This is a genomic window from Bacillus sp. RO1, from assembly GCF_012524115.1.
Classification (GTDB): Bacteria; Bacillota; Bacilli; order Bacillales; family Bacillaceae_I; genus Sutcliffiella_A.
Genome location: NZ_JAAZWB010000062.1, coordinates 43408 through 63707 on the forward strand (window position 1 = coordinate 43408; position 20300 = coordinate 63707).

A 20300-nucleotide genomic window follows, 5' to 3' on the forward strand; every position below is an offset into this window, starting at 1 on the left:
TAGGTTCACTCACTTTGTTCTGTTATTTCTGCACCGTCTTTTAATCTTTCTTTTCCGTTTACGGCTACTTTCTGGCCTTTGGTAATGCCTTTAAGAATCTGGATAAATTCATTGTCACGGAACCCGGTTTCAACATCCTGTCTCACCGCTTTATTCTCTTCAATGATATAAACATAAGGATTTTCTTCTTCATATAATATAGCGTCCATAGGTACAACAGTTTGAGCTTCCAGGTTATCAACAGCGACATATGCAGTTGCTCTCATACCGCCTTTAATAACCAACCCTGAATTGCTAACTGGAATGGTGACAGAAAACATATTCGTTTGCTGGTTGACTGTAGGGGAGACGGTTTCTATTTTTGATTCAAATGAATTTGTTAATCCTTCAAAAGAAACCGTAGCATCTTGCCCAGCTTTTAGTTTACTTACTTGATAACTGTTCACTTGGAAAGTTGCTGCTATATTATCTAACTGAATGATCGTTCCGATTGGTACATTTGGTGTCGCAATTCCATCATTTACAACATTCAATTCAGAAACAATTCCATCAATCGGGCTAGTAATCGAAGTTGCATCAGCCATTTCTTGTGCTTGTTTCAGCCCCTGTCTAGCCTGATTTAATTGAGCTTCCATTTCCATGGTGTTGAAGGTCGGCATCTGTTGGACTTGGCTGGCAGCTGTAGCAAGCTGGGCCTGTTTAACCATGACATCTACCGTGCTTTGCACTAAATCAAGCGAAGTAACAGCCCCAGTGTCAACCCCATCCAAAAGAGCTTGAGATTTTTCTAAACTTTGGTTTAATTCTTCTTGTAACTTGGGTATATCAGAAAGAGAGGCCTGACTTTCAGCTGCCTCTTGCATTTCTTTCATTTTTGAAAGGGCATTTTCCAGCTCGTTCACTGCACTCTGAGCTTGAACTACCTGCTCGGTTGCAGCTTCAGAATCTAACGAAACGATTAAATCGCCCTTTTTTACTATATCACCAATTTTAACATGAACAGATTCAACGGTTAGGGGGGAAGTAGTTAGGAGTGGTACTTGTGTTTCCGGTACAGCCAGGCCGACCAATTCAATCGTATTGCTGATATTTTTCTCTGTAACTTCAGCGACGGTAACTGGGATCTTATTGGACTCTGTATTCTGACTTGTAATCTCTTTTTGACTGCAAGCGGTTGAAATTAAGAGCACGAACATGGCAGGAAGCAGCCAATATTTTTTCAACATATATCACCTCATACTTATCTTGTCTAAATATAAAACTAACATGTATTACAAACCCTTACAAATCCTAACTATCGAAGGACTATTTAAACAAAAAAATTGTTACTACTTTGTGAACACATTAAAAAATAATGAGATCTAATTTCACTAATATGAAACTTTCTTGGACACCAAAACGTCTGAATAGATGTAAGCAAAGCAGCAATAAGTGAAATTATATAAATGGACTATAAGATTTCTCCTGTAGATTGTAGTGCAAGGTGTGAGACTCCAGCGGGGGGAAGGGGTAGCTTGAGACCCCGTAACGCAGTGAGGAGGCTCAAGGACACGCCCCGCGGAAAGCGAACACCTGGAACGTAAATCTACAGGAAGTTAGAGGGAAAAATTTGAACATGCTGTGACAACTTGTCCGACTTTAAAAATACTATACCTTTTTAGTCGGAAATCGTGTATAATAATCAATAGAGATTACTTCTTTAGAGTAATTTCAAATTGAGAGCGATTCACAATTAGAAACGTTCAGCATGTTCTTTCGAATAATACTAGATAAAAAGGAGAGGAAAGTTCATGGTAACCCTATATACATCTCCAAGTTGTACTTCTTGTCGTAAAGCAAAAAGTTGGTTAGAAGAACATAACATTCCATATACAGAAAGAAATATTTTCTCTGAATCTTTATCTATTGATGAGATCAAAGAAATTTTACGAATGACGGAAGACGGAACAGATGAAATCATCTCAACCAGATCAAAAATCTTCCAAAAACTGAATATAAATGTAGAAGCAATGCCTCTTCAAGAATTATATTCCGTTATTAAAGAACACCCTGGTCTGTTAAGAAGACCTATCATAATAGACGAAAAACGACTACAAGTAGGGTACAACGAAGATGAGATTCGCCGCTTCTTACCAAGAAAAGTAAGAACCTTCCAATTAAGAGAAGCACAAAGATTAGTTAACGGCTAATAATAACAAAAAACTTCTACATGCATCATGTCATGTAGAAGTTTTTTTATTTCCTATAATTTCCTTATTGATTGGAGTGCAAGGTTTGAGACTCTGTAGGCGAAGCGAGGCCAATGAAAAACTGATATGATATAGTACTATGTAATTTTCGAGCTGTGGATTGGAGCAAAAGGCGAAGACTCCTGAGGGAGATAGCGCTAGGTGGAGACCCCACAGGCGAAGCCGAGGAGGCTCTCGTCAGCCCCTAGGAAAGCGAAGCCATTTGCGGAAATCCACAGCGGTGTCTAAATAATATCTATCTAAATTCAAAGACTATATCAGTGGCCTGTGCTAAGCCGAGGAGGCTCAAGCAACGTCCTCTCGATAAGCGAACACCTGGAACGAAAATCAATAAGCGTGAAAGCAGCAATACTCTCATTAGGTCTTTTGTAACTGTCTTTTATACAGCCCTGTAAAAACTAACATACCTAGAATTAGCACATATGGAAAAAACGTCTGCCACTCACCCTCAGGCAGCATACTAGCAACCCTAGGTTCAAAAATAATCATCTTTCCGGCCGTATAACACAATATGCTTGCTCCAAAATAGATAATTATAGGATATTTCTCCATTGCCACTAATATAATCTTACTCCCCCATATAATTATTGGTATAGAAAACACCAGGCCAATGATCACCAAATAAAAATTACCATGTGCAGCACCTGCAACAGCCATAACATTATCTATTCCCATAACAATATCGGCAATCACGATAGTTTTAATAGCAGCTCCAAGGGAGTACCTTCCTTCAACAATTGTTTCGTTTCCTTGATCAAGGATTAATTGTGCTGCTATATAAACCAGTAACACTCCACCTACAAATTGAAGGAATGGAATAGCTAAGAGGTAGACCGCACATATGGTAAGCAATATTCTACAAACAATGGCTAGAAGTGTACCAATGATGATTGCTTTGTTGCGGTGATTCTCTGGAAGATTGCGGCATGCCAGCGCTATTACAATAGCATTATCTCCGCCGAGCACAATATCAATGCCAATGATGATTAGTATGGAAGTTATCAGTTCCAGCTCCACTTTATCGCCCCTTCTTGTCCCAGTCCTATATAAATATAGTGGTCAAGAAGAGAGATTATGCCATAAAAGTTGGGCGCAATCCTGGCCATGGGGGTTTCCAAATTGTTAGGTAGGCATTTTAACGATTTTTGAAAATGTGAGCATTTTTGTTTCCATTCTTCCTTTTTTTATCATAAAATAAAAGTACAAGTATCACTCTTGATAGTACAATGTTCTTTTATATGCTGCGGTCATGGTCTAGCTTTGAAGGCTAGGTACTTGAGGTCACTACTTATCTCTTAACTGGGATGTATAACAATCTATGTTTTGCTTAATGGACCGGAACCAGCCGCATTTGCTAATCTTTGCATAGATTTTAGGTTTACTCGCTATGCTAAATGGATAAATTGTAACAATAAGGTATAAGAAATTTGTGGAGGGTCCCTTCCAAGGAAAGACGGAGGAAAATGAGAAGCGGACAATAAGATACTGGCATTTCTCACAAGAGAATTGTTTGAAAGAGAGCACGCTTATCATTTACCGAATCAGAAGGGAGTTGTTAAGAATGGAAATCGAACGTATTAATGATCATACCGTAAAGTTTTACATTTCATATGGTGATATAGAGGAACGTGGATTTGACCGCGAAGAAATCTGGTATAACCGCGAGCGTAGTGAAGAATTATTCTGGGAAATGATGGATGAAGCGCATGATGAAGAAGACTTCATGGTGGAAGGACCGCTGTGGATACAAGTTCAGGCCCTTGATAAGGGATTGGAAGTCATCGTGACCCGAGCTCAGTTATCTAAAGATGGAAAGAACTTCGAAGTTCCTGTGTCAGAGGACAAGCGAATTGACATCCCAGTTGATGAACGCATAGAAGCGTTGCTTGACCAGCACTTTAATTCTTCAGCGAAAACAGAGGAAGCAAAAGACGACAAGCTGGAAGAGGAAAAAGATCTTCTGCAATTCATGGTCAGGTTCAGAGATCTAGAGTATATTATTTCTGCCAGCCACCGATTGCAGCACTTAGAAAACTTAAACAACAATCTGTACTTCTTCGAGAAAAGCTATTATTTATATGTTGATTTCTCGAGTGAGCATTATACAGACGAAGAAATTGACAATGTACTAAGTGTGTTACTAGAGTATGGGGAAGAGTCAGCCATCTCCATTCATCGTCTTCAAGAATATGGTTCTGAAGTTGCCAAGGACGATGCAATGAAGGAAATAGCAAAACATTTTCCTCTAAAATAATGGAAGGCCGATTTCACAAGTTGAAATCGGTTTTTTCAGATTTAAATGACGATTAGTAACAGAAAGATTTGGCGTGTGCGCTCTAGGATAGAGGAGAAGTGAGTCAGTTGAAAAATACCATTCGTGTTATCGTATTTATTTTAGTAATTGGTGCCGTTTTATTTGCAACCCAAGGTCTTTGGGAAGGCTGGTTACTTGGATCCATTTCTATATTTTTTACAATTTCTGTCGTTTTTATCGCTTTTTTAATTTCCCTCGAGAATAGACATCCGACCAGAACACTCACTTGGCTGGTTGTCTTGGGGAGTTTTCCTGTACTCGGATTTTTCTTTTATTTGATATTTGGACGAAATGTCAGGAAGAGGAGGCTTTTTCAAAGGAAAGCCCTTTTGGACAAGGAGGTACTGGAGGAAGTCGAAGGAACGAGAGAATACACTGAACAGGATATGCGTCTCCTGGATGAGAGTAAGAAAGGTATTTTTCAACTTTCACAAAATATTGGAAGGAGTCCCATCTCCTTCGATACCGAAACAGTAGTTCTGACTAACGGAAATCAGACTTTCACCAGGATTTTGGAAGAAATCAGCAAAGCTAAACATCATATCCATTTTGAATATTACATTGTTAGAGATGATGAAATTGGTACGCAAATAAAAAATTTATTAATTGAAAAGGCTAAGAACGGGGTACAGGTACGTTTTCTGTTTGATGCAGTGGGTAGCTTTCAATTGGGCGGTAAATACATAAAGGAGCTCCGTGCCGCAGGAGTAGAAATTGTATCGTTCTCACCTGTAAGGGTGCCTGTATTTAATAATAAAATAAACTTTCGCAACCATCGGAAAATCATTGTCGTGGATGGGGATGTAGGTTTTGTTGGGGGCCTGAATATCGGGGATGAGTATCTGGGTCGTGATGAATATTTTGGTTTCTGGAGGGATACACATTTATATGTAAGAGGAGAAGCTGTTAGGACGCTTCAGTTAATATTTCTCCAGGACTGGTATTACGCAACAGACGAATCTCTGCTTACCCCGAGCTATCTGACTCCGGCCTTGGCAAACGGAGAAGGGAAGAAATATGGTGGAGTTCAAATGATTGCAGGAGGCCCAGATCAGGAGTGGGAAGTGATCAAAAGTTTATATTTCTCCATGATCACTTCCGCTCGCAGGTCCATATGGATTGCCTCTCCGTACTTTGTCCCTGATGATGATATCTTCACTGCGCTGAAGGTGGCGGCACTAAGCGGTTTGGACGTGCGATTATTGGTGCCAAAACGGCCAGATAAGCGAATTGTTTACTATGCTTCAAGATCCTATTTTCCAGAAATGATGGAAGCAGGGGTGAAGATTTTTCAATATGAAAAAGGCTTTCTGCATAGTAAGGTGGTGGTTGTCGATGAACAGGTCGCATCCATTGGGACAGCGAATATGGACATGCGAAGCTTCCATCTGAATTTTGAAGTGAATGCTTTTTTATACAATACCGATAGTGTGAAGACACTTGTTGAAGATTATGAGCAAGATTTACATGATGCGAAACCGATAGCAAAAGAGGTTTTTGCAAACCGTCCTTTTTATCAGAAGGTGTTTGAATCGTTGGCAAGACTGGCCTCTCCACTTTTATAAAACCGGGAAAAATTTTCCGGTTTTTTTGTATGAATTATAATACAGTTGATTTCCGTTCCAGGCGTTTCGCTTGCCTGCGGGCGGTCCGTGAGCCTCCTCACTCCGCGTGAGGGGCCTCACCTGTCCCTTCCTCCCGCGGGCGTCTGCGCGCCTTCCACTCCAATCAACAAGGTGACTTCAATCACTTAAGGATTATTAAAAGGGATCTAAGTGAGTTAACTAAAAAAGAATAAACTTTTTGTTGTTCTGTAATTTATAGCTGTAGATTGGAGCAAAAGGCGAAGACTCCTGAGGGAGATTGCGCTAGGTGGAGACCCGCAGGGCATAGCCGAGGAGGCTCACGTCAGCCCCTAGGAAAGCGAAGCCATTTGCGGAAATCAATAGCGGAGGTTAACCAATAAACTAAAGTTATTGAGTTGAAAAAGTAAGGATAGTAAAATTCATTTCAAAATTTTTGAAGGAATTTGTCTAAGGACGGCGAATGGTATAGTGGTGTAAAAATATCTACCGAAAGGTGTGTTGAAATGTTTGTTGCAAAAAGAAAGGACGGATCTTTCTTTTCTTTATTAGATTGGAAGAACCGGGAAGATGTTGTACGCCTTACAAAAGGGGAGATGTTTTTCTGTCCAGCTTGTCATCGAACTCTCCGATTAAAACATGGACAGGTAAGAAAAGTACATTTTGCCCATATGAACGACTCGTGCAATGCCTCCTCAGAATCAGAAACTCCTTACCATCTTGAAGGTAAAGCCAAGCTATACGAAAGCCTTCTCCACTCACAGAATACAACAATACTTGAACATTATATCCCGAACACAAATCAAAGAGCAGATGTTTACTTGGAAACAGAAAATCGAAAGTATGCATTCGAATTTCAATGCTCTACCATTTCTAAATCAGAGTTCAATCTGAGGACAAAGCTTTATGAAAGCTCACACATCAAGCCGATATGGATACTCGGAAAAGAAAAAATAGGAAACATACAACCACAAATGAAGTTTTCACCCTTTCAATGGCAATTTCTTCAACGGCATAACGCGCACAGTACTCCGTATATCCTAGCATTTTGCCCCAATTCGACACTCTATTATTATCTCTACCCTTCATTTTCCTTTAACACTTCTACCACCTATATTTCGTCTGTGACAAGCAAGAGTTGGCTCGAGCATCCAATTATGCAGAATATTCAAGGCCCATCTTGGAAAGAACATTTTCTCGACTATAAGAAAAAATGGAGGTATGTCTACTCCCTATATAAACCCTATAATCACTTAAGAAAATATTGCTATGCTAAAATGAACATCCCTCTTTCGTTGTTTCCGGCTGAAATCGGTCTCCCTGTTCCTTCGTTTTACAGATTGCATACTCCTGTTATTGAATGGCAGGCATGGCTTTACTTTGATTCTATTTTCCATACACCATTACATTCGATTATTCATGTCCCTACCCTATTACAAAACTTTAAACGCCGTATTAAGGGTTCGCAGATTACGATAAGAGAGTTGCCTCTAGTAAAGGTCGGGTCCTATGAGGATGCGATTCTGGAATACTTGGACACTCTCGTCTCCATTGGGGCTTTAAAACGGGAAACCCCTGTTATATATCGGAAAATCAAAAAGGAGCTTTCGTTAACGTCCATGCAAGACGTTTACAAGCAAGATCGGATTGTATTGGAATACCTGTTGCATCTAAAACAATCTTAGATTAATAAAACAAAAAAGGGAATAATAAGGACGTGTCGAATAGGTTATAGGATGCATTTTTTATTTTTAAGGGGGTTTAATGATGGCGGAACAAACTGCTGTTAAGAAATTACAAGAACGCAAAGACATCTCTGTGGAGGATACATGGAGATTGGAGGATATTTTCCCAAGTGATGAAGCATGGGAAAAAGAGTTTCAAGAAGTAAAGGGAATGATTGGAAAAATTAAGGATTATGAGGGGAAACTTTCCCAGTCTGCTGATGCATTGTTTGAAGCGTTACAGTACCAAGATTCTATCTCCAGTCGTTTAGGTAAGCTCTATACATATGCACATATGCGTTACGATCAAGATACAACCAACTCCTTCTACCAAGGGTTGAATGACCGTGCAACAAATCTTTACACACAAGTGGCGAGCGCGCTTTCCTTTGTGGTGCCAGAAATCTTGACGATGAAAGAAGAAGACATTGCCAAGTTTCTCAAAGAGAATAAAGAACTTGCATTATATGAACACTCTTTAGACGAAATCAATCGCCAACGTCCGCATGTGTTGTCCGCGAAAGAGGAAGCGTTGCTGGCAGAAGCTTCTGAAGTGTTATCCGCTTCCTCAAACACATTTGGAATGTTGAACAATGCCGATATTACTTTCCCATCTGTAAAGGATGAAAACGGGGAAGAAATAGAAATTACGCACGGCCGCTACATTCGCTTCCTAGAAAGCGAAGACCAAGAAGTGAGAAAAAATGCATTTAAAGCAGTATATGAAACATACGGAAAATATCGCAACACATTCTCAAGCACATTAGGTGGAGCGGTGAAAAAGGACAACTTCCAAGCGAAGGTCCGCAACTATGATTCTGCACGGCAATCTGCATTAAGCAATAACAATATCCCAGAGACAGTGTATGATAATCTGGTCAACACAATCAATAAAAACTTGCACCTATTACACCGTTATGTAGATCTTCGTAAAAAAGTTCTTGGTGTAGAAGAGTTGCACATGTATGATCTTTACACTCCGCTAATCAAAGAGGCTAACATGAAGGTTTCATACGAAGAAGCGAAGGACTATTTACTTAAAGGGCTTGCGCCACTAGGTCAAGAGTATCTGGATATTGTAAAAGAAGGTTTCGACAACAGATGGGTGGACGTTCAAGAGAACAAAGGCAAGCGTTCTGGTGCCTATTCTTCCGGGACATATGGCACTAACCCTTACATTTTAATGAACTGGCAGGACAATGTGAATAACCTGTTCACGCTTGCACATGAGTTCGGTCATTCTGTACACAGTTACTATACAAGAAAAACCCAGCCATATCCGTACGGTAATTACTCTATTTTCGTGGCAGAAGTAGCATCTACATGCAACGAAGCACTTTTAAATGACTATCTGTTAAAAACAGTAGATGATGACAAAAAACGCCTATACTTGTTGAACCACTATTTAGAAGGTTTCCGTGGTACAGTGTTCCGTCAAACGATGTTTGCTGAATTTGAGCACAAGATTCATGAGCTGGCACAAAATGGGGAAGCATTAACGGCAGACCTTTTAACAGAAACGTACTATGAATTGAACAAGAAATACTTTGGCGAGAACATTACAATTGATGAAGAAATTGGCTTAGAGTGGGCGAGAATCCCTCACTTCTATTACAACTATTATGTATACCAATATGCAACAGGTTATAGTGCAGCAACAGCACTAAGCAAGCAGATCCTAGAAGAAGGACAGCCTGCTGTGGACCGTTACCTTGAATTCTTGAAAGCGGGAAGCTCGGATTATCCAATCGAAGTGTTGAAAAAGGCTGGAGTGGATATGACTCAATCCAATCCAATTGAAGAAGCATGTAAGGTATTTGAAGAGAAGTTAAAAGAGATGGAAGAATTGCTTTCGTAAGAATGCAAATGAAGACCACCTTGTCATGAGGTGGTTTTTCTTTATGGGGAGGAACTGTTATTTGAATCCTTTAAACCTGCGCTGATTGTTTAATAGCGCAATTAATAGGAATAAGGAAAAGAATAATAAAGGCGAGGTAAAATAAATTGGGTAAAGCTTCATAAGTCCAAGAATATTAATGAAAAGGCTGAACAGAATAAATACGATGGAAAAGATGAACGGTATTTTTGACATAAATGCTGCTCCTTCCAACTAGACTTGTACCTCTACTAGTTATATGTACGTAAAAGTTGGAGATTCATTACAGAAAAATTCGTTTGTGACAAAGTTGTGAAATAGAAGTCTAACCTCTTGTCAAAAGTCAATGGCATCTGATATATTTATAACTGTGAAACGATTCACAAACAAACATATACCCCTTTGTTTGACCGTGAAAAATTTCTCCCATCCCCTTTGTTGTCTTTAATGACAATAGATTAGCCCTGGTCCCGTTGACCAGGGCTTTTCCTATTTTTAGACTCAGAATGAATTGATAAGAGGCCTTGGCTGTTTTCATAGAGGTGCTAAAGACATTAGAGCGCTCAGCAGTCCCCATGCTGACTGGGATTTGCAACGGCTGCGCAGCGGAAAAATGGAATCGGGGAATTTTCAGAAAATACGGGAGATTTTTTGAATTTACGGGTGAAAATGTACCGCTTTCGGGCGATAATTTCAGTTTACGGGTGATTTTAAGAGGCTTTCGGGCGAAAATAAAAAAATACGGGCGATTCGCTAAATCTAACTCATTGCAATAAACGTAACGGAAGACATGATAACTCCAGCGCGGATACCCGCCCCCTCTTCATGCAAATTAATATCTCTAAAATCAAAAAACAACTCCTTCGACCTTAGTAGCCAAAGAAGTTGTTCTCAACCTCTATTTCCGGCAAATCAGAAGGCAAACATCATTAGTTTACCTCTCCGTTTACACGATCTCGTTCTTGTATATTGAAATCAATTCGCAAGATATCTCCAAAACGTCCCATACTTGACTGGAACTTTTTCCACGCGTTGTGCTAGTTGCAGCTTCTTTAACTCATGCTCTACTTCTACAATCGGCAGGTTATAGACTACCGATATTTCCTTTGTTGCAACAAACGAAAACTGTGATAAGAAATCCTCTAGTGGTGGCAGCATCTTCGGAAATGGCTGTTCCCCTAGCATGTCTTGCAGAATGTGGACATACACTTCATAGGAATGATAGCCTGAAACCTTAATACCTTCCTCTTCAATATTTTCGTTAAAGAACACAAGAGTAGGGATCTCGGAAACGTCCATCTCATTAGTGATTTTAAAGTCACAATTCAAGGCCTTTGATGCACAATCCCCGTTCATATCCTTTTCAAACTCTTCCATGTCGAGTCCTACAGACTCCGCACATTCCATTAAAACTGGTAGTTCAGAGATATTCTGTTTCTCAAGGAACAATACCTCTTGTAACTTACGCAAGTATTTAATTCCTGCCTTACGTCCTTGAAGCTCGGCAGCCTTTATTGCAATAGATGCAACATAAGGCGATTCAATTGGATTCTCAAGCCACAAGGACCCATCACAGGACATCCCGGAGCGGGTTGCAGTGCGTTCCCAGACTTGGGCCATGGACGCAGCATAATGTTTTTTAGCTAGGTTGAGGGATGTCAATTGTCCCGTTACAATATGCTTGATCGTGAAATACTGTCCGTACTGCACATATAACTTTTTAAGCATCGGTTCCAATGCCCAACACTCCGGGCAGAGCGGATCGATGAAGAAGTAAATCTCTATCGGTTTATTGGTAGTGTGTTGAATGTTTTGTAAATAAAATAATTTCTTATCATTACAGGTCACATGAATCTTCCTTTTCTTCAGGTTTGTCTGGGGTATTGATCATATGTTGAGCAGTTAGTACTAAACGCTGAAAAAATTCTTTTCGATATGAACCCTCAAGTTCCACTTCATCCATTGCCTCTTCCATGCATGCAAGCCATGCTTTCGCACGCTTTGGTGTAATTTCAAAAGGCATATGACGTGCACGAAGCATTGGGTGCCCGTGCTCACTCGTATAAAGAGGTGGTCCTCCTAAGTACTGGGTAAGAAATTGCTTTTGCTTCCTTGCTGTTTCCGTCAAATCATTCGGGAAAATAGGAGCTAAACTGGGATGGCGACCTACACGATCGTAAAATGCGTCTACAAGTTCATCAATAACTTGCTCTCCGCCAACAGCTTCAAAAGGTGATTGTATGTTATCCATCATTTTTAACTCCTTATATCTAAAGTAACGATTGTATGTATATTTTAGCAATGTGGTTATTATATCTCAAACAATTCGATTCCACCCTTGCAAAAAATAGGGAAAAAAGGGAGTTGATTGGTTAAACACCGCTGTTGATTTCCGCAAACGGCTTCGCTTTCCGCGGGACGGTGCTTGAGCCTCCTCACAACGCTTCAGGGGTCTCAATCTACCGTTACTTCCCCGCAGGAGTCTTCGCCTTTTGCTCCAATCAACAGCAATAGACTACACTTCATCTTCATAGGCAAAATAAAAAACACCGCGCACGAAATTTTCTTTTGCATGCGTGGTGTTTCTTATAAAATTTAAGCCTGATAATTCCCAGTAACCTTTCTGACGTAGTTCATGGTTTCTTTGAAAGGGGGTACTCCGTTGTATTTGTCTACGTTGCCTGGGCCTGCATTGTAAGCAGCCAGTGCGAGGGTTAGGTTGCCGTCGTACTTATCGAGCATCTGACGGATGTATTTAGTGCCGCCCATTATATTTTGGCGAGGGTCGAGTGCATTAGTAACACCAAGTCCTTTTGCTGTTTGAGGCATGAGCTGCATTAAACCGGTTGCTCCTGCATGGCTTATTGCAGTTGAATTAAAATTTGATTCTTGTTGGATGATCGCTTTAATTAGTTTTGGGTCGACTCCATATTTTACAGAAGCATCCTCAATAATTTCTTCAAAATCTGTACGTTCTGCTACACTTTTATATTTTCCTAAAGTTCCACTAGCATGGATTGGCGCATTACTTTTACCAATCTCCGCTTCCAAAAAGCTTGCATTCATGGAAAGCAATGCTGTATTTAATGGATGGGAAAAAGAAGAGTTCTGTCCTTGCATAGGGGAATTCCCTGTATGAGTAGCCATCATACCCGACAACACAGTAGAAAATGGAAGTGAGGAACCAGATCGGGCGGATTGCTTATTTTCTAATCCTTGCAGAGCTTGAAGTTGCATCATGGATTTGAGTTGTTCAACGTTCATATTTGATCCTCTTCCCCTGTAAGTGCACAAGCTTTCGCCTCGTAAAATCTTACAATTTTATTTTTCGTTTCACGTAGAGGGATTCCATACGCATCAAGAAGTTCGTGGAATAATTTTTCGCCTTCTGCGTAATCTTTTACTTCATATTCCAGCTCAAAGTCGCTAGTATCCATATAATTGCTTTCATCTAATACTAATAATCCATCTTTGTAAGGAAGTTCGGCGCGGTTTGTTTTCAATGAGCCAAAATAGATTACTTCAGATGGGGAGATATTTAGATCCTCTTTTAAAATAGTGGAGATAATTCCGTTGACCAAGCCTTTTTCGCTTTTCATCGTTTGAAATTCATTTTCTGACACAATCTGATGTGTTTCTAAAAGTCCTTCTTTAGCGGGTTGTTTTAAGGTAAGCGTGAATGTGTCTCCTTTTTTTCGAATGCGAAGGGCACAGCCTTTGTCCTTCAGGGCAAACGCAGGTGTGTCAAAATAATGGTTTTCCTGCGTGAAAAAGTCATCCGATTTCACTTTGAATGCCGAACAGAGAGATGTAAATTCATCAAAGGTCAATAAGTTTTTAAATTCAATTTCGATTTCTTGGTTAGTCATAGTTTTACCTCTCATAATTGATATACTTCTATTATTACTTGCTTTTTGAGGGAAGGCAATGTTTAAGTGACATTCTTATAGGAATCATGAAACACAATAATTTGGTAAAAAGTTAGGTTTCCATTTCGTTGAAGGAAGGGAATTATGATAATATATGAGTAGGATTTAGGTTGGAAGGAGATTATTATGCAAAAAAGAATTGAAATTAAGAAAACATCATGGAGTGAACAACAACTTTTGCTAGAGGCGGATTCTGTATCTTTTCCGCTAGATCAAGTGTCTGCGAGCAATCAAATGCTGGTGGATTCAGACAATCTCGCATTTATTTATAAGCTGGAGACAGCGACGGAATTTATCTATGTAAGCATCAAGGATGATTTTTGGAATGATGTGAAAAAGGCATTGCAAGAAAAGAAGGCGATAGTTCTTGTAGTGGGTAAGACGGCATTACTGCTGACAAACATAGAAGAAGAACTAGGGTACTTAATAGAAAATATAAAAGACAACGCCAATTATGGGGAAGAGATGGAGAGAAGAGTAAACGAGATTTTTTAAGGGGTTTGGCCAATTATGATACAACACTGGGATTTGTTTTTAGCGCCTTATAAACAGGCAATAGATGAAATGAAAGTGAAACTAAAGGGGATGCGAGGGCAATTTAAAATGCAATCAGAGCATTCACCAATTGAATTTGTCACAGGAAGGGTCAAGCCGATCGCAAGTATCTTGGATAAAGCGACACGAAAGGGCATATCGCTTGAAAAGCTGGAAGATGAAATGCAGGACATTGCTGGTGTCCGCATGATGTGTCAGTTTGTTGATGATATACATAGAGTGGTGGAAATTCTCCGGATTCGTAATGATTTTGAAATCGTAGAAGAACGAGATTACATTTCCTCTCGAAAAAATAGCGGCTATCGCTCCTATCATGTCGTTGTGCGTTATCCTGTACAAACAATTGAAGGGGAAAAGAAAATCCTTGTTGAGATTCAAATCAGGACACTTGCCATGAACTTCTGGGCAACGATTGAGCACTCTCTGAACTACAAATATAGCGGCCAATTTCCTCAAGATATAAAGGAAAGACTTGTTCGTGCAGCGGAAGCGGCGTATTTACTAGATGCGGAAATGTCGCAGATCCGAGGAGAAATCCAAGAAGCACAAGCGATCTTTTCTCGTAAAAAAGAGCTAGATTCGAACTAACAAAAGGGGTGGGAGTATGAAATTTGCCATAACCTCCAAAGGTGACTCGGTGTCAAATACTTTGATGCACAAAATGAGGACCTACTTGCAGGATTTTGATTTGATTTACGATGAAGATCAGCCTGATTTGGTTGTTTCTGTCGGTGGTGACGGGACACTTCTATACGCGTTTCATCGCTACCGCAGCCGCCTGGATAAGACTGCTTTCATCGGGGTCCATACAGGTCACCTAGGCTTTTATGCTGATTGGGTGCCTGAAGAGATTGAAAAACTGGTCATTGCAATAGCCAAGACTCCTTATCAAATTGTGGAGTATCCTCTATTAGAAGTGATAATCCGTTACAATGATGGGGGAAGAGAAGCACGTTACTTGGCATTAAACGAATGCACGGTTAAAAGTGTGGAAGGGACCTTGGTTATGGATGTGGAGATTAAGGGACAGTTATTCGAAACGTTCCGTGGTGATGGACTATGTATTTCCACTCCGTCAGGCAGTACCGCCTATAATAAAGCGTTAGGCGGGGCAATCTTGCATCCATCTCTACCTGCAATCCAGCTGGCAGAGATGGCTTCCATTAATAACAGGGTATTCCGTACCATCGGATCACCACTTGTATTGCCCCAGCACCATACCTGTCTTTTAAAGCCAGTCAATGATGTGGACTATCAAATCACCATTGACCATTTGACGCTGCTACATAAGGATGTAAAATCAATTCAAAGCCGTGTAGCAAAAGAAAAAATTCGCTTTGCACGCTTCCGTCCTTTCCCTTTCTGGAAACGAGTTAGCGATTCATTTATTACGGATAAATAAGAGGATTGGTTTTGTATGGAACAATTTCGTCTCAGCTTTCAAGTTGGTCAGCAAGATGAAGGCAAGCTTCTAAGGGATTTTTTGAAAGAAAAACAGATTTCCAAAGGAGCATTGATCGATATAAAATTTAACGGTGGGGCGCTGGATGTCAATGGCAGCGCCGTTACTGTGCGATATGTTCTGCACGAAGGCGATATGGTTGAAGTGTTTTTTCCAAAAGAAGAGCCAAGTGATGATCTGGTGGCCGAGGACATTCCTTTGGATATCATTTATGAAGATGAGTATGTGCTCGTTGTGAACAAGCCTGCTGGTATGGCATCCATACCGTCAAGGGAGCATCGTTTTGGTACACTTGCCAATGGTGTGCTGGGTTACTATAGGTCAAAGGGTATAAACGCAACCATTCATATTGTTACTAGGCTGGACCTTGATACATCAGGAGTGATGCTTATTGCCAAGCACCGCCATGCACATCATCTATTTTCCTTGCAACAGCGGGATTTTGGAGTCAAGCGTCGGTATGAAGCGTTGGTTCATGGGGGAATGAATGCTGAAGAAGTAAGCTCCAGTGGGACGGTAGATGCGCCAATCGGTCGCAAGGCTACCAGTATCATTGAGCGCGAGGTCCGGGATGACGGACAGCGTGCGGTTACTCATTATGAGGTGCTTCGTATTGGAGCGTATTGGAGCTATGTGACGTTGCACTTGGAGACGGGGCGAACTCATCAGATCCGAGTGCATATGGCGCATATCGGACATCCGTTACTTGGTGACAGTTTATACGGAGGTTTTGTGGTAGCTGGAATGTCACGTCAGGCGTTGCACAGCTGTGAGTTGAGCTTCTTTCATCCCGTGGAAGAGCGGAAGATGACGTTTCGATGCGAGTTGCCGGAGGATATGAAAAGAGTGCTGGGGGGGAGCTGACGAACCATGTGGATGTCAGCTTTCTTTTTATTGTGGGGCTGGTTAGCTGACGACGCGAGTGGGTTTGGTCTGGAAATTAATAGGAAACTCCCGTAATTACTAATTTTCGCCCGTAAACTTGAAAAATCGCCCGTAAATCGAAATTATCGCCCGTATTTCCAAAAAGTCGCCCGATTACTATTAGTAATCGCCCATAAATTCTAATTATCGCCCGATTGAGGAAAACGCAACTTTTAGCGCCGAACCATTGAGGCGGATTCCCGTTGTTGCAGTCACATTTACGCCGCCAAACCGTCGCTGTCCCAGCCAGACCCTTTCCAACAAACTCAACTGGCATCCCATATGATATGCGCTTTCCTCTAAGTCAGTCCCACAACTCCCGGAATTTTTCCTTCACAAACGGCATCCCCGAATCCACAGAAACCGTCTCCATCTCAGGGTATCGCAAGGCAGAGAGCTTCCCACCAAAAACCGCACCTGTGTCAATATTGGCTGTGTTATTGACGATTCTCACTTCGCGAACAGGAGTGTGTCCATAGATGATCCAGGCATCTCCGTCATACTCTTGTGCCCAGTCGCGGCGTACTGGCATGCCGTTCTCGTGAAATTCTCCGGTAATATCGCCGTAAAGTACAAAGGTTTTTACTTTTTTCCCCTCCTTGCCTATGTAGTCCTTTTTAATGCCTGCATGAGCGACGATAAGTTTACCATCATCCAACACTTGATAGAGAGGTGATTCCTCATACAGTTTGATAAACATCTTCCGAAAGCGGTCCTGTTCTGCGCCAGAAAGCGCCTCAAATTCCGCCACGGTCGTCTCCAATCCATGAGTATGCTGAACTTTGTTTCCTAAAAGAAAACGGTACAGTTTATTGCAATGATTTCCGGGAACATAATAACCAAGTCCCTCTTCAACCAAGTCATAAACAATTTTCACCACGCCGATTGAGTCAGAACCTCTGTCAGTAAGATCTCCCACAAATGCAAGTTTTCTATCTTCAGGGTGTTTATATAAGCCATCAATCTCAAAATAGCCCAATTCTTTAAGCAAGCCCTTAAATTCCTTTATACACCCATGGATATCACCAATAACATCAATTTTCATAAAGTCAGAACTCTCCTTTTATGGACATATCTTTTCCAGTTTCCCCATACAAATGAGTGAGAAAAAAGGAAAAAGTTCATACTACTGTTAATATCTTCATTCTACCATCAATGTAAATTTTTCATGAAATATTTATCAGATTACTGTTTTAGCGTAATAAAAACATGATATAATTTTTGCTTATTACATACAAAATGATCGGGGAAGATAGCATGTTTGAATTACCAATAAAAGAACCGGTATTAGTTTTTACAATTGCCATGATCATCTTTTTCATTTTTCCCTATTTCATGAAATTGTTGCGGATACCGGGGTTAATTGGACCAATTTTGGCGGGTGTCATCATTGGACCCAACGGATTGGCAGTGTTAGAGAGAAGCTCTACGATTGAGTTGCTTGGTACGGTCGGTTTGCTTTTCATCATGTTCATTGCAGGACTTGAGATGGACTTGGATGGCTTTAAAAAATACCGAAACCGAAGCATTGTATACGGTATGCTTTCGTTTTGGATCCCATTAGCTGTTGGTACAGTGATTAGTCTGCTGCTCGGATATAGTATGGCAGCCGCTATCTTAATTGGCTCGATACTTGGCTCGCATACTCTTTTAGGCTACCCGATTGCCAGCCGTCTAGGGATTGGGAAAAGTAAAGCAATAACCACAGCTGTTGGTGGTAGTATTTTAACGGATACATTTGCCCTATTGGTGCTTGCAGTAATTACAGGGGCAGCATCAGGAGAACTGGATATTTATTTTGGAATAAAATTAACATTCTCCTTAATCGTCTTTGTCGCAATTATCTTTTTGGGAACCCCTTATCTTTCTAGGTGGTTCTTCAGAAACATTGCGACGGAGGGAACCGGAGAGTTTATCTATGTCATGGTCATGCTTTTCACAGCAGGATCATTGGCTCTTATTGCAGGTCTGCAGCCGATTATCGGGGCATTTTTAGTGGGTCTGGCGCTAAACCGTTTTATTTTCGACCAAGGCCCATTGATGAATAGAATACGATTTACTGCCAACAGCATTTTCATTCCCTTTTTCCTGTTATCTGTCGGGATGCTGATGGATTTAAGTGTACTTGTCGGCAATGCGAAGGCATGGGTTTTAACCATTGCCATTGTGCTAGGGCTTTTGGTGAGCAAGTATATCGCCGCGGTGCTAACAAGTAAGTTTTATAACTACTCTAAAGATGAAAAAATGGTGATTTTCGGTCTTACCACTCCACAGGCTGCCGCAACGCTTGCTGCTACTCTTGTTGGATTTAATGTCGGGCTGTTGGATCAGGCAACGGTTAACGGAGTTATCATCATGATTTTAATTACGTGTATTGTTGGCCCATATCTAGTTGAAAAATATGGTCGTAAACTCGCACTTGAAGAAGAAATGATGCCAGTACAAAAAGGAGAGGCACCAGAGCGAATCTTGATTCCAATCGCCAATCCAAATACGATGGAGTCCTTGATGGACCTTGCATTTGTCATAAGACAATCCAATTCTGTCGAGCATCCATTGTATGCTCTAAGTGTGGTGCAGCGGGACATGTGGGGAGCAGATGGGGATGTGGCAAAAGCAGAGAAAATGCTTGGCCAAGCGGTTTCCTATTCCAGTGGAGCGGATGTTCCAATCCGTGTGACAACAAGGGTGGACCGCAATATCGCGATTGGAATTAACAGAGCCATCGCAGAAGAACGTATTACCACCCTTGTTGCAGGCTGGAACGGAGAACGTACAGCACCTCAGAAAATTTTCGGCGGTGTCATTGATCAGGTGCTAGACCAGACGAACGTGTCGGTGTTGATCTCTAAGCTAGGCCATCCATTAAATACAACTAAACGGATAGTGCTGATTCTTCCAAAAGGGATTGACCATAAACCGGGGTATTGGGATGCACTAGCCACAATAAAATTAATTGCCAGCAATCTTGGTGCAACCATTCAATGCTATGTGATTAAAGGATTTCCAGATGTTTATAAAGCGCATATGCGCGAAATCAAACCAAATCCTCCGACGATTGTGGAATGGGTGGAGGGTTGGACGGCACTTTATGAAAACAAGCTGCCGACTCTGCAGCCAGATGACCTGGTAGTTGTTTTGAGCGCTAGAAGAGGGACCACCGGCTGGCATCCGCAATTGGAAAAGATTCCTGGTAAACTTGCAAAAATTAACCCTGAAAGCTTTATCATCTTCTATCCACGTGAGGAAAAAGAAGATACGCGTGGAACGCGCGGAACGGAAATACCAAAAGAAGTACTGCTTGGCAGGGATTATGATTGATTTGTATTATTTTGATAAGAAGCAGTGCAGGGGGAAGGATTCCTGCACTGTTTTTTTTTACTGTATCTGCGCCCGAAACTCAGTCTGGAACGGGGAAACGGTAAGAGAGAAGCGTTCTCAAAGCCCGAAACCCGGTTGAAAAGTTGAAAACGGTAAGAGAGGAGCGTTCTCAAAGCCCGAAACCCGGTTGAAAAGTTGAAAATGGTAAAAGAGAAGCGTTCTCAAAGCCCGAAACCCAGCTGCAAAGTTGAAAATGGTAAGAGAGGAGCGTTCTCAAAGCCCGAAACCCGGCTGCAAAAGCAAAAACGGTAATAGAACGCCCAAAAATACCTAATCCCCAACTTCCCAAAAGAATAAGTTCGC

The 20300-nt window shown here is 41.1% G+C and carries 18 protein-coding genes; 10 read left to right on the forward strand and 8 right to left on the reverse strand.

Annotation, left to right across the window (positions count from 1 at the left end; translation table 11 throughout):
• Positions 1-5: 5 nt before the first annotated feature.
• On the reverse strand, positions 6-1226 hold the full coding sequence (locus HC179_RS08435; RefSeq protein ID WP_168863927.1) for an efflux RND transporter periplasmic adaptor subunit: 1221 nt from the start codon (positions 1224-1226) through the stop codon (positions 6-8).
• A gap of 564 nt (positions 1227-1790) precedes the next feature.
• On the opposite strand from HC179_RS08435, the gene spxA reads away from it, so the two are divergent.
• Positions 1791-2189 (forward strand): transcriptional regulator SpxA, encoded by a 399-nt coding sequence (spxA, locus tag HC179_RS08440; RefSeq protein ID WP_168863928.1) that lies wholly within the window; start codon positions 1791-1793, stop codon positions 2187-2189.
• A gap of 417 nt (positions 2190-2606) precedes the next feature.
• On the opposite strand, the gene HC179_RS08445 is transcribed toward spxA, so the two are convergent.
• Complete coding sequence (locus HC179_RS08445) at positions 2607-3266, reverse strand: TerC family protein (RefSeq protein ID WP_168863929.1); 660 nt, start codon at positions 3264-3266, stop codon at positions 2607-2609.
• 544 nt (positions 3267-3810) lie between these two features.
• On the opposite strand from HC179_RS08445, the gene mecA reads away from it, so the two are divergent.
• The 4 genes from mecA (at position 3811) to pepF (ending at position 9728) form a co-directional block, all read left to right on the forward strand.
• Positions 3811-4503, forward strand: a complete 693-nt coding sequence (mecA, locus tag HC179_RS08450; protein WP_168863930.1) for an adaptor protein MecA — start codon at positions 3811-3813, stop codon at positions 4501-4503.
• A 107-nt stretch (positions 4504-4610) separates the two neighbouring features.
• A complete protein-coding gene (gene cls, locus HC179_RS08455; RefSeq protein ID WP_168863931.1) occupies positions 4611-6128 on the forward strand; it encodes a cardiolipin synthase in 1518 nt (505 codons plus the stop codon).
• A gap of 524 nt (positions 6129-6652) precedes the next feature.
• Complete coding sequence (locus HC179_RS08460) at positions 6653-7831, forward strand: competence protein CoiA (RefSeq protein WP_168863932.1); 1179 nt, start codon at positions 6653-6655, stop codon at positions 7829-7831.
• 82 nt (positions 7832-7913) lie between these two features.
• Positions 7914-9728 (forward strand): oligoendopeptidase F, encoded by a 1815-nt coding sequence (gene pepF / locus HC179_RS08465; RefSeq protein WP_168864007.1) that lies wholly within the window; start codon positions 7914-7916, stop codon positions 9726-9728.
• Positions 9729-9785: 57 nt separating this feature from the next.
• Here pepF and HC179_RS08470 read toward each other — a convergent pair whose 3' ends face one another.
• The 5 genes from HC179_RS08470 to HC179_RS08490 all read right to left on the reverse strand — a co-directional run bounded on the left by HC179_RS08470 (position 9786) and on the right by HC179_RS08490 (position 13615).
• On the reverse strand, positions 9786-9962 hold the full coding sequence (locus HC179_RS08470; protein WP_168863933.1) for a hypothetical protein: 177 nt from the start codon (positions 9960-9962) through the stop codon (positions 9786-9788).
• A gap of 759 nt (positions 9963-10721) precedes the next feature.
• Positions 10722-11594: a DsbA family protein gene (locus HC179_RS08475; protein ID WP_168863934.1), complete on the reverse strand. Its 873-nt coding sequence runs from the start codon at positions 11592-11594 to the stop codon at positions 10722-10724.
• Positions 11584-12000, reverse strand: a complete 417-nt coding sequence (locus tag HC179_RS08480) for a globin domain-containing protein (RefSeq protein ID WP_168863935.1) — start codon at positions 11998-12000, stop codon at positions 11584-11586. Before HC179_RS08480 ends, HC179_RS08475 begins: the two co-directional genes overlap by 11 nt.
• A gap of 341 nt (positions 12001-12341) precedes the next feature.
• On the reverse strand, positions 12342-13010 hold the full coding sequence (locus HC179_RS08485) for a lytic transglycosylase domain-containing protein (protein ID WP_168863936.1): 669 nt from the start codon (positions 13008-13010) through the stop codon (positions 12342-12344).
• Complete coding sequence (locus HC179_RS08490) at positions 13007-13615, reverse strand: CYTH domain-containing protein (RefSeq protein WP_168863937.1); 609 nt, start codon at positions 13613-13615, stop codon at positions 13007-13009. The genes HC179_RS08485 and HC179_RS08490 overlap by 4 nt, the downstream gene beginning before the upstream one ends.
• 186 nt (positions 13616-13801) lie before the next feature.
• Between HC179_RS08490 and HC179_RS08495 the strand changes: the two genes are divergently transcribed.
• Genes HC179_RS08495 through HC179_RS08510 form a run of 4 tightly spaced genes read left to right on the forward strand, consistent with a single transcriptional unit; the run spans position 13802 to position 16556 of the window.
• Entirely contained in the window at positions 13802-14170 is a 369-nt protein-coding gene (locus HC179_RS08495) for a UPF0738 family protein (protein ID WP_168863938.1), read from the forward strand.
• 15 nt (positions 14171-14185) lie between these two features.
• Entirely contained in the window at positions 14186-14818 is a 633-nt protein-coding gene (gene yjbM, locus HC179_RS08500; protein WP_010192858.1) for a GTP diphosphokinase, read from the forward strand.
• Positions 14819-14834: 16 nt separating this feature from the next.
• On the forward strand, positions 14835-15632 hold the full coding sequence (locus HC179_RS08505) for an NAD kinase (protein WP_060666649.1): 798 nt from the start codon (positions 14835-14837) through the stop codon (positions 15630-15632).
• A 15-nt stretch (positions 15633-15647) separates the two neighbouring features.
• Positions 15648-16556 carry an RluA family pseudouridine synthase gene (locus HC179_RS08510; RefSeq protein ID WP_168863939.1) on the forward strand — a complete coding sequence of 303 codons (909 nt, stop codon included), beginning with the start codon at positions 15648-15650 and terminating at the stop codon, positions 16554-16556.
• Positions 16557-16920: 364 nt separating this feature from the next.
• Here the strand turns inward: HC179_RS08510 and prpE are convergent, their stop codons facing one another.
• Positions 16921-17661 carry a bis(5'-nucleosyl)-tetraphosphatase PrpE gene (gene prpE / locus HC179_RS08515; protein ID WP_168863940.1) on the reverse strand — a complete coding sequence of 247 codons (741 nt, stop codon included), beginning with the start codon at positions 17659-17661 and terminating at the stop codon, positions 16921-16923.
• Between the two features lie 212 nt (positions 17662-17873).
• On the opposite strand from prpE, the gene HC179_RS08520 reads away from it, so the two are divergent.
• Entirely contained in the window at positions 17874-19937 is a 2064-nt protein-coding gene (locus HC179_RS08520; protein WP_168863941.1) for a cation:proton antiporter domain-containing protein, read from the forward strand.
• Positions 19938-20300 lie beyond the last annotated feature (363 nt).

Excerpts from the sequence above, each read along its gene's own strand:
- HC179_RS08435 (WP_168863927.1), bottom strand. The coding sequence starts at position 1,226 with ATGTTGAAAAAATATTGGCTGCTTCCTGCCATGTTCGTGCTCTTAATT.
- spxA (WP_168863928.1), top strand. The coding sequence starts at position 1,791 with ATGGTAACCCTATATACATCTCCAAGTTGTACTTCTTGTCGTAAAGCA.
- mecA (WP_168863930.1), top strand. The coding sequence starts at position 3,811 with ATGGAAATCGAACGTATTAATGATCATACCGTAAAGTTTTACATTTCA.
- HC179_RS08460 (WP_168863932.1), top strand. The coding sequence starts at position 6,653 with ATGTTTGTTGCAAAAAGAAAGGACGGATCTTTCTTTTCTTTATTAGAT.
- pepF (WP_168864007.1), top strand. The coding sequence starts at position 7,914 with ATGGCGGAACAAACTGCTGTTAAGAAATTACAAGAACGCAAAGACATC.
- HC179_RS08470 (WP_168863933.1), bottom strand. The coding sequence starts at position 9,962 with ATGTCAAAAATACCGTTCATCTTTTCCATCGTATTTATTCTGTTCAGC.
- HC179_RS08480 (WP_168863935.1), bottom strand. The coding sequence starts at position 12,000 with ATGATGGATAACATACAATCACCTTTTGAAGCTGTTGGCGGAGAGCAA.
- HC179_RS08485 (WP_168863936.1), bottom strand. The coding sequence starts at position 13,010 with ATGAACGTTGAACAACTCAAATCCATGATGCAACTTCAAGCTCTGCAA.
- HC179_RS08490 (WP_168863937.1), bottom strand. The coding sequence starts at position 13,615 with ATGACTAACCAAGAAATCGAAATTGAATTTAAAAACTTATTGACCTTT.
- HC179_RS08495 (WP_168863938.1), top strand. The coding sequence starts at position 13,802 with ATGCAAAAAAGAATTGAAATTAAGAAAACATCATGGAGTGAACAACAA.
- yjbM (WP_010192858.1), top strand. The coding sequence starts at position 14,186 with ATGATACAACACTGGGATTTGTTTTTAGCGCCTTATAAACAGGCAATA.
- HC179_RS08505 (WP_060666649.1), top strand. The coding sequence starts at position 14,835 with ATGAAATTTGCCATAACCTCCAAAGGTGACTCGGTGTCAAATACTTTG.
- HC179_RS08510 (WP_168863939.1), top strand. The coding sequence starts at position 15,648 with ATGGAACAATTTCGTCTCAGCTTTCAAGTTGGTCAGCAAGATGAAGGC.
- prpE (WP_168863940.1), bottom strand. The coding sequence starts at position 17,661 with ATGAAAATTGATGTTATTGGTGATATCCATGGGTGTATAAAGGAATTT.
- HC179_RS08520 (WP_168863941.1), top strand. The coding sequence starts at position 17,874 with ATGTTTGAATTACCAATAAAAGAACCGGTATTAGTTTTTACAATTGCC.